The following is a 6,846-nucleotide window of genomic DNA, read 5'->3' as shown; positions in this document are numbered from 1 at the left end:
CCCGCGACATGGCCACATGTCGCTGTTGAAGCGGCCGCAGAACAGCGACATGTGGCCATGTCGCGCCCGAACACGAGAACGGGGTCGTGCGCAAGGGGGCGAGCGGTTCTGGGGATCGATGTCCGCGCAGTGGCCCGGGTGTGGGCGGGCGTTCGACGACCGTCTCCGCCGGCCTGATCGTGTCGGCATGGTCTTCCTCGGTTCCGAGGCCGTCGCGGCCGGTCTGCTCACCCCGGCGCAGCTGCGCGGCCCGCGCGTCGCGAATCTCTTCCGAGACGTCTACGTGGACGCGCGCACGAAGGTCACGCACCCGGTCCGCTGCCGGGGCGCAACGCTGGTGCTGCCGGCCGACGCGGTGATCATCGGCCGCTCGGCTGCCACCATCCGCGGCTGCGAGCTCGCGCGGGCGCACGACCCGGTGGCGGTGGTGGCTCCGCTGCGCCGCCGGATCACCTGGCGCGACGGCATCGACCTGCGGCGCACCGAGGTCGGCCGGGACGATTCCGAACCCTGGTACGGCGGCCGGATCGCCGCGCCGCTGCGAATGGCGCTCGACCTCGCGCTCAACCGTTCGCTACCGGACGCCGTCGCCGATCTCGACGTCATCCTGCGGGCCGGGCTGGTGGACTGCGACGCCGTGGCCGCTCTGGTGGCTGCGCGGTCGGACCGCGGCATCGTCTCTGCTCGACGAGCCGTCGAGCTCACCGACGCCCGCGCGGAGTCGCGGCCCGAGTCGAAGGTGCGCGTGTGGCTCGAGCTGGCCGGGCTGCACCCGGTGCCGCAGTACTGGATCGAGGACGCCACGGGCCGCGTCGTACGGGTCGACCTGGCCTTCCCGGAGCGGAAGGTGGCCGTCGAGTACGACGGGGAGTGGCGCGACGGGCAGCTGTGGGCGCTCAACCACGACCGGGAGCGGCTCAACCGGGTGCACGGGATCGGGTGGGACGTGGTGTTCGTGACCCAGCCGCTGCTGTCCACCCCGCGCAAGCTGGTCCGCACGGTGGAAGCCGCTCTGGCGGCGGCCTGAGCCCGACATGGACACATGTCGCTGTTGAAACGGCCTCAGAACAGCGACATGTGTCCATGTCGCGGCCGGGCCGGGTGTGGAGTCAGGTGCTCAGTACTGCGAGGAGGGCCCGGGCGTAGGCGCGTTCGGCGTCCACGTCGAGGTGGCGCTCCTCGCCGCCGGGAGCCGTGATCACCACCGCGTACCCGTCGCCGATCGGTTCGAGGCGACGGAAGCGGGGGCCGAGGGCGGCGCGCAGCTGGCCTTCCGACGGCAGCCACACCACGGCGTCCTGTTCGACGCTGTCCAGGGCCCATTCGGTGGTGCCGTTGAAGCGCAGCAGGCGGCCGGTGGGGGCGTCGTGCACGTCGATCGTGAGCTCGCTGACGACGAAGACGTCGGCATCCATGTCCCGGCCGGGGATCACGAACCGGTCGCCCGACGCCGGGGTCCATTCGAGTCCGGCGGTGCGCAGCCGCAGTGCCAGGTCGATGGTGATCATGTCAGCCGGCGGTGGCGGCGTGCCGGCGCAGGTCGGCGAGGTCGACCCAGTCGAGGGTGCGGACGTGGGTGGCCTCCAGCACCACCGGGGGTGCGACGCCGGCGGCGAGCGCCTCGGCCCAGCGGTCGGCGCACAGGCACCAGCGGTCACCGGGCCGTAGCCCGGCGAAGCCGTACTCGGGACGCGGCGTGGACAGGTCGTTGCCCTGTTCGGCGCTGAACCGGAGGAACTCCTCGGTGACCATGGCGCAGACCGTGTGGACGCCCGGGTCGTCGGACGCGGCCTCGCAGCAGCCCGTGCGGGTGAAGCCGGTCATCGGGTCGGTTCCGCACGTCTGCAGCTCGCCGCCCAGCACGTTGCCCGCCATGTGCCCCACTCAACCAGAACGGGTAGCTCGATGGCATGACGCAATCGCCCCAACCTGACCCGGAACCCCCTCGTCCGCCTGGGGCGCCGGAGCGCGACCTCGACGTCCCGATCGACGCCGAGGACGCACAGGTGCCGGACGGCGAGGACGTCGAGCCCGACGCCGGCGCGGTCGAGCCGCCGGACTGACCGTGCCCCCCGCCGGCCGGGCGTGCCTACAGCGCGACTCCGAGCAGCGCGTCGAGCGCGGTGCGGACGAGCGCCGGGGCGTCCGGGTCGGTGCCCCGGCGCTCCAGTGCCTCCGCGGCCCACCCGTCGACGGCGGCCAGCGCGGCGGGGGTGTCCAGGTCGTCGGCCAGGTGGGTGCGCAGCCGCTGCACCAGGTCGTCCGCGGGCGGGCCGGCGTCGAGCGCGACGGCCTCCCGCCAGCGCGCGAGCCGCTCCTGCGCCTGCGTGAGCAGGTCGTCGGTCCACGGCCGGTCCTCGCGGTAGTGGCCGGCGAGCAGACCCAGCCGGATGGCGTTGGGGTCGACGCCCTGGGAGCGCAGCTTGGAGACGAACACCAGGTTGCCCCGCGACTTGGACATCTTCTCGCCGTCGAGCCCGATCATCCCGGTGTGCGTGTAGTGGCGGGCGAAGGGATGTTCGCCGGTGAACGCCTCGGCGTGGGCGGCCCCGAACTCGTGGTGGGGGAAGATCAGGTCGGAGCCGCCTCCGTTGAGGTCGATCTGGGTGCCGAGCCGGTTGAGCGCGATCGCGGCGCACTCGACGTGCCAGCCGGGGCGCCCGGGGCCGAGGTCGGACGGCCAGGACGGCTCGTCCGGCCGGGCCATCCGCCACAGCAGGGCGTCGGTGGGGTGGCGCTTGCCGGGCCGGTCGGGGTCGCCGCCACGCTCGCGGGACAGCTCGATCATCTTCTGCTCGTCGTAGTGGGACTCGTAGCCGAAGTGGCCGGTGACGGAGCTGTCGAAGTAGACGTCGGGGTACTCGGGGTCGTCGATGCGGTAGGCCGCCCCGGAGGCGAGCAGCTTGCCGACGAGCTCGGCGATCTCGCCCATCGCCTCGACCGCGCCGATGTAGTGCTGCGGCGCGAGCACCCGCAGGGCCTCCATGTCCTCGCGGAACAGCGCCGTCTCGCGCATCCCCAGCACGACCCAGTCGTCGTGGTCGCGGGCGGCCCGCTCCAGCAGCGGGTCGTCGATGTCGGTGACGTTCTGGACGTAGTTCACGTCGTGGCCGAGGTCGCGCCAGAGGCGGTTGACCAGGTCGAACGCCAGGTACGTCGCGGCGTGACCGAGGTGGGTGGCGTCGTAGGGCGTGATCCCGCAGACGTACATCGTGGCGGTGGGCCCGGGCGCGGTCGGCCGTACGCGACCGGTGGCGGTGTCGTACAGGCGAAGCGGCGGACCACCGCCGGGGAGCCGCGGGACATCGACGGTTGCCCAGGTTTGCATGCCGAACAACTTACGCGTTCAAGACGGGCGGATCGCCAGATTCGTCGTGGGCCTCACTGCCACGGGTCCCGCAGCCTGGCCTCGATGTCGCGCAGGTGGCGCCGAGCGCAGCTCGGGCACAGCCAGCGCACCTGCCCGCCCGGGTCGCGCTCGTGGACCCACGTCAGTGCGGAGGCGTCGGCGTCGTCACGGACGGCGCCGCAGTGGCGGCAGGTCGGCACGTGCCCAGCATGCCCGCTTGCTCCCGGGCACCTCCTCTGCCAACCTGAGCCAAGTTGTCTAGACCAAACATCTAGTCGGGTAGGGATGCAGTTGCGGACCGTCATCGGTATCGACATCGGTGGCTCCAAGACCCACGGTCTTCGCTCGGTGGACGGGGTTCCGGACGCCGAGGCCGTGGCCGGGAGCGCCAACATCGCCGCGGTCGGCGTCGCCGAGGCGGGGCGCCAGCTCGAGGCGCTGCTCACCCGGCTCGGCGCCACCGGCGTGGACGCCGTCTGCGTGGGTGCGGCCGGCGCCGACGGACCGGCGTCGGTGGGCACCCTGGAACGGCTGCTCGCCCAGCACGCGCCCGGGGCCAGGGTGCTCGTCGTGCACGACGCGCGGCTGCTGCTGGCCGCCGCCGGTCTCGACACCGGGGTCGCCCTGATCTCCGGGACGGGCTCGGTGGCGTGGGGCATGCGCGCCGACGGCACCGAGGCGCGCGCAGGCGGGTGGGGCCACCTCCTCGGTGACGAGGGCAGCGGCTACCGCATCGCCCTCGACGCGGTGCGCCACACGCTGGACCGGATGGATGCCGGCGCCCCGCCCGACCCGCTCAGCCGGGCGTTGCTCGCCGGCTGCGGCCTCACCGACCGCGAGCAGCTGATCGACCACGTCTACAGCACGCAGGACCGGCGGTACTGGGCCGAACGCGCCGGTGTCGTCGTCGAGCTGGCCGGAGGCGGTGACGTCGCGGCCACCGCCATCCTCGACACGGCCGCCGACGCGCTGGCCACGCTGGCCACGCGGGTGCTCGGACGCCTCGGCGGCCACGAGCCGGTGGTGCTCGGGGGCGGTCTCGCGGTACACCAGCCGCTGCTGCAGCAGGCGGTGCGCCACCGGCTGCCCGCCGTCGAGGTCCACGTGCTCACCGAGGCACCCGCCGCCGGAGCCGTCCGGCTGGCCGAGGCGTTCCTCGACCAGGAACCCGTCGCGTCGAACGCCTCCGAGCCGCGGGCATGACCGCCGTGGCGTCGCACCAGCCAGGCCGCCTGATGGCGGCGGAGATCGCCGAGCAGCCCGCCGTCTGGCGGCGGTTGCTCGCTGACGGGCCCGCCGCCGGGCTGGACGCCGCGGCGGCCCAGATCCGCCGCAGAGCGCCGCGGACCGTCCTGTTCGTGGCCCGCGGTACCAGTGACCACGCCGCGCTGTACGCCAAGTACCTGGCGGAGATCCGGCTGGGGCTGCCCGCCGGTCTGGTCTCGCCGTCGACGATGACGGCCTACGGGGCCCGGCCCGACCTGCGCGACGTGCTGATGATCGGCATCAGCCAGTCCGGCGGCTCGCCCGACCTCGTCCGGTCGCTGGAGGTGGCCCGGGCGCAGGGTGCGCTGACGGTGGCGGTCACCAACAACGCCGACTCCGCGCTCGCCCGTGCCGCCCACGCGCATGTCGACGTGCTGGCCGGAGCGGAACGCTCGGTGGCCGCCACCAAGTCCTACACCGCCCAGCTGCTCGCTCTGTACCTGCTGCTCGACCGGGTGGTCGACGGCAACGGCGGGGGCACCTCCGCGGCCGAGGCCCTGCCCGACCTAGGCGACGCCCTGCTGGCCCGCGACGCGGAGATCGCCGCGATCGCGCAGCGCTACCGCTTCGCGCAGCGGATGATCACCACCGGCCGCGGCTACTCCTACCCGACCGCGCGGGAGGCCGCGCTGAAGCTGATGGAGACCGCCTACGTCTCGGCACAGGCGTTCTCCGGGGCCGACCTGCTGCACGGCCCGCTCGCCCTCGTCGACCCGCAGGTTCCGGTGCTCGCCGTGGTGAACGAGGGCGTCGGCGGCACCGCGATGGAGGACGTGCTGCCCCGGCTGGCCGAGCGCCGGGCCGACGTGTGCTGCGTGGGACACCCGGCCGCCGTGGCGCGGGCCGCGGTCGGCTTCGCGCTCCCGACCGGCGTGCCCGAGGAGCTCTCCCCGCTGCTGGAGATCCTCCCGTTCCAGCTTCTCGCCCGCCACGTCGCCGTCGACCGCGGCGAGGACCCGGACGCTCCCCGCGGCCTCAGCAAGATCACGGAGACGTTGTGACCCCAAGTGGCACGACCCTGCTCCTGGCGGCCGACACGGTGGTCACGCCTCTGGCCGTCGGACCGGGGTGGGTCGAGGTGGCAGGCGACCGCATCGCCGGCGCCGGCACGGGGGCACCACCGCGCCCGGCCGATGTCGATCTCGGCGACGCCGTGCTCGTGCCCGGGTTCGTCGACATGCACGTACACGGCGGCGCGGGGGCGGCGTTCCCCGACGGGGACCCCGACCAGGCGCTGCACGCGGTGCGCTTCCACCGGGCCCACGGGACCACGACGATGATGGCGAGCCTGGTCGCGGCCGCACCCGCCGACCTGCTCCGAGCCGTCGACGCCCTCGCCGGCCTCGTGGCCGACGGCGAGCTCGCCGGGGTGCACCTGGAGGGGCCGTGGCTGGCCGGGGCCCGGTGCGGCGCCCACGACCCACGGCAGCTGCGCGACCCCGATCCCGGGGAGCTGGAGCGACTGCTGCGCGCCGGTCACGGAGCCGTCCGCATGGTGACGCTGGCCCCGGAGCGGGCCGGCGGCCTGGACGCCGTCCGCCGGATCGTCGACGCCGGGGCGATCGCCGCGCTCGGCCACACCGACGCGACCTACGCGCTCACGCGCTCGGCGGTGGCCGCGGGCGCGCGCGTGGGAACCCACCTGTTCAACGCGATGGCGCCGGTGCACCACCGCGAGCCGGGGCCCGCGGTGGCCCTGCTGGAGGACTCCCGGGTCACCGTCGAGCTGGTGACCGACGGGCTGCACGTCCACCCCGCCCTGTGGGAGCACGTGCTCCGGAGCACCGGCGGCGGGCGCGTGGCGGCCGTGACGGACGCGATGGCGGCCGCCGGGATGCCGGACGGCCAGTACCACCTCGGCGCGTTGCGGGTGACCGTGACCGACCGGGTGGCCCGGGTGGCCGACACCGGCACGATCGCGGGCAGCACCGCCACGACCGACGCGCTGTTCGCCAACGTCGTGCGGCATGCGGCCCTGCCGCGCGAGGAGGCGCTGGCACGGGCGGTGGCGATGACGGCGGGCACACCGGCGCAGGCGCTCGGGCTGGCCGACGTCGGGGCGATCGAGGCCGGCCGCCGGGCCGACCTCGTGGTGCTCGACCCGGACCTGCGCGTGCGCGAGGTCTACCGGGCCGGGGTGCGCCTCACGCCCGTCCCGCTCGCCGGCTGACCGGCCGCGGAACACCGACCCCCTATTGCAGCAAAGCCACGTTCACGCAACGAGGTTGCAT

9 protein-coding genes are annotated in these 6,846 nt (G+C 74.3%); 5 read left to right on the top strand and 4 right to left on the bottom strand.

Translation table 11 applies throughout. The annotated features are described in order from the left end of the window. Positions 1–187: 187 nt before the first annotated feature. Positions 188–1,027, top strand: a complete 840-nt coding sequence (locus HF577_RS17260) for a hypothetical protein (protein ID WP_169396895.1) — start codon at positions 188–190, stop codon at positions 1,025–1,027. An 82-nt stretch (positions 1,028–1,109) separates the two neighbouring features. Here the strand turns inward: HF577_RS17260 and HF577_RS17255 are convergent, their stop codons facing one another. Both HF577_RS17255 and HF577_RS17250 read right to left on the bottom strand, forming a co-directional pair. Continuing rightward, positions 1,110–1,508, bottom strand: a complete 399-nt coding sequence (locus tag HF577_RS17255; RefSeq protein WP_169396894.1) for a pilus assembly protein CpaE — start codon at positions 1,506–1,508, stop codon at positions 1,110–1,112. 1 nt (position 1,509) lies between these two features. After that, positions 1,510–1,875 (bottom strand): DUF2237 family protein, encoded by a 366-nt coding sequence (locus HF577_RS17250; RefSeq protein WP_169396893.1) that lies wholly within the window; start codon positions 1,873–1,875, stop codon positions 1,510–1,512. Between the two features lie 35 nt (positions 1,876–1,910). Here HF577_RS17250 and HF577_RS17245 point away from each other — a divergent pair, with 35 nt between their 5' ends. Further along, on the top strand, positions 1,911–2,063 hold the full coding sequence (locus tag HF577_RS17245; RefSeq protein ID WP_169396892.1) for a hypothetical protein: 153 nt from the start codon (positions 1,911–1,913) through the stop codon (positions 2,061–2,063). A gap of 26 nt (positions 2,064–2,089) precedes the next feature. Here the strand turns inward: HF577_RS17245 and mshC are convergent, their stop codons facing one another. Together mshC and HF577_RS17235 are read right to left on the bottom strand one after the other, a co-directional pair. Beyond that, entirely contained in the window at positions 2,090–3,328 is a 1,239-nt protein-coding gene (mshC, locus tag HF577_RS17240; RefSeq protein WP_169396891.1) for a cysteine--1-D-myo-inosityl 2-amino-2-deoxy-alpha-D-glucopyranoside ligase, read from the bottom strand. A 53-nt stretch (positions 3,329–3,381) separates the two neighbouring features. After that, positions 3,382–3,549, bottom strand: coding sequence for a hypothetical protein (locus HF577_RS17235; RefSeq protein WP_169396890.1), 168 nt, complete (start codon positions 3,547–3,549; stop codon positions 3,382–3,384). Positions 3,550–3,634: 85 nt separating this feature from the next. On the opposite strand from HF577_RS17235, the gene HF577_RS17230 reads away from it, so the two are divergent. Genes HF577_RS17230 through HF577_RS17220 form a run of 3 tightly spaced genes read left to right on the top strand, consistent with a single transcriptional unit; the run spans position 3,635 to position 6,785 of the window. Then, positions 3,635–4,552, top strand: a complete 918-nt coding sequence (locus tag HF577_RS17230; RefSeq protein WP_169396889.1) for an N-acetylglucosamine kinase — start codon at positions 3,635–3,637, stop codon at positions 4,550–4,552. Continuing rightward, entirely contained in the window at positions 4,549–5,616 is a 1,068-nt protein-coding gene (locus tag HF577_RS17225; protein ID WP_169396888.1) for an SIS domain-containing protein, read from the top strand. The genes HF577_RS17230 and HF577_RS17225 overlap by 4 nt, the downstream gene beginning before the upstream one ends. Beyond that, on the top strand, positions 5,613–6,785 hold the full coding sequence (locus HF577_RS17220; protein ID WP_312859195.1) for an N-acetylglucosamine-6-phosphate deacetylase: 1,173 nt from the start codon (positions 5,613–5,615) through the stop codon (positions 6,783–6,785). Before HF577_RS17225 ends, HF577_RS17220 begins: the two co-directional genes overlap by 4 nt. Positions 6,786–6,846: the final 61 nt, after the last annotated feature.

It is taken from the genome of Pseudonocardia xinjiangensis, from assembly GCF_012911925.1.
Lineage (GTDB): Bacteria > Actinomycetota > Actinomycetes > Mycobacteriales > Pseudonocardiaceae > Pseudonocardia > Pseudonocardia xinjiangensis.
Note: the sequence above shows the minus strand (reverse complement) of the source record. Positions and strands in the feature narration are given on the sequence as shown.

What these genes read in the sequence shown, in the direction of transcription:
- HF577_RS17260 (WP_169396895.1), top strand. Translation starts at nt 188, where the DNA reads ATGGTCTTCCTCGGTTCCGAGGCCGTCGCGGCCGGTCTGCTCACCCCG.
- HF577_RS17255 (WP_169396894.1), bottom strand. Translation starts at nt 1,508, where the DNA reads ATGATCACCATCGACCTGGCACTGCGGCTGCGCACCGCCGGACTCGAA.
- HF577_RS17250 (WP_169396893.1), bottom strand. Translation starts at nt 1,875, where the DNA reads ATGGCGGGCAACGTGCTGGGCGGCGAGCTGCAGACGTGCGGAACCGAC.
- HF577_RS17245 (WP_169396892.1), top strand. Translation starts at nt 1,911, where the DNA reads ATGACGCAATCGCCCCAACCTGACCCGGAACCCCCTCGTCCGCCTGGG.
- mshC (WP_169396891.1), bottom strand. Translation starts at nt 3,328, where the DNA reads ATGCAAACCTGGGCAACCGTCGATGTCCCGCGGCTCCCCGGCGGTGGT.
- HF577_RS17230 (WP_169396889.1), top strand. Translation starts at nt 3,635, where the DNA reads ATGCAGTTGCGGACCGTCATCGGTATCGACATCGGTGGCTCCAAGACC.
- HF577_RS17225 (WP_169396888.1), top strand. Translation starts at nt 4,549, where the DNA reads ATGACCGCCGTGGCGTCGCACCAGCCAGGCCGCCTGATGGCGGCGGAG.